The following is an 828-nucleotide window of genomic DNA, read 5'->3' as shown; positions in this document are numbered from 1 at the left end:
GCAAGCTGACCACCGCCGACCTGATCGACGGCATCCATCCCACCGCGACCGGCTACGACAAGATGGCCGCCGCCTGGTACGCCGCACTCCAGACGGTCTCCGGCAGCATCGGCCAGCCCGGCGGCACCTCCAGTCCGAGCCCGAGCCCGAGTCCGAGTCCGAGTCCGAGCCCGAGCCCGAGTGCCAGTCCCTCGTCGAGCCCGTCGTCGCCGGGTGGGAAGTCGTGCTCGGCCGCGTACTCCGTCACCGGGCAGTGGCAGGGCGGTTTCCAGGCCTCGGTGACCGTCACCGCGGGTGGCTCGGCCATCTCCTCCTGGACCGTGAGCTGGCGGTTCGGCGACGGCCAGACGGTCACGCAGTCGTGGAACGCCACGATCGGCGCGAGTGGATCGCAGGTGACCGCCCGCAACGTGAGCTACAACGGCGCCCTGGGCGCCGGTGCGAGCACGGAGTTCGGCTTCCTCGGCAGTTGGAACGGCGCCAACGGTGTGCCGACGCTGACCTGCACCGCGGCCTGACGGTTCCGGCCGCCCGGTAGGGCGCCGGCGCGCCGCGGAGCCCGCCGTACGAAAGGACATCCCGTGAAACGAACGCTCAAAGCCGTAGTGGCCGCCGCCGCATTACCCCTGGTGGTCGCGGGCGCCCTGACGGCGGCCCGGCCCGCCGCGGCCGCGTCGCTGACCCGGGTCACCGGCTTCGGCAACAACCCGACCAACCTGAACATGTACATCTACGTGCCCGACAGGGTCGCGGCCCGGCCGGCGCTGCTGGTGCTCGTGCACTACTGCAGCGGATCCGCCAGCGCGATCTTCAACGGCAACGGGCACG

Annotated in this window: 1 protein-coding gene and 1 pseudogene; both read left to right on the top strand. The window is 71.6% G+C overall.

Going from position 1 to position 828, the window contains the following annotated elements; all coding sequences use genetic code 11:
• The coding region (locus tag HHX41_RS39460) for a cellulose binding domain-containing protein (protein ID WP_182910017.1) at positions 1 to 518 on the top strand (518 nt) is incomplete at its 5' end.
• A gap of 63 nt (positions 519 to 581) precedes the next feature.
• A pseudogene (locus HHX41_RS39455) lies at positions 582 to 828 on the top strand (esterase); the annotation flags it as partial.

Source organism: Microbispora sp. H13382 (assembly GCF_014161445.1).
Lineage (GTDB): Bacteria > Actinomycetota > Actinomycetes > Streptosporangiales > Streptosporangiaceae > Microbispora.
Note: the sequence above shows the minus strand (reverse complement) of the source record. Positions and strands in the feature narration are given on the sequence as shown.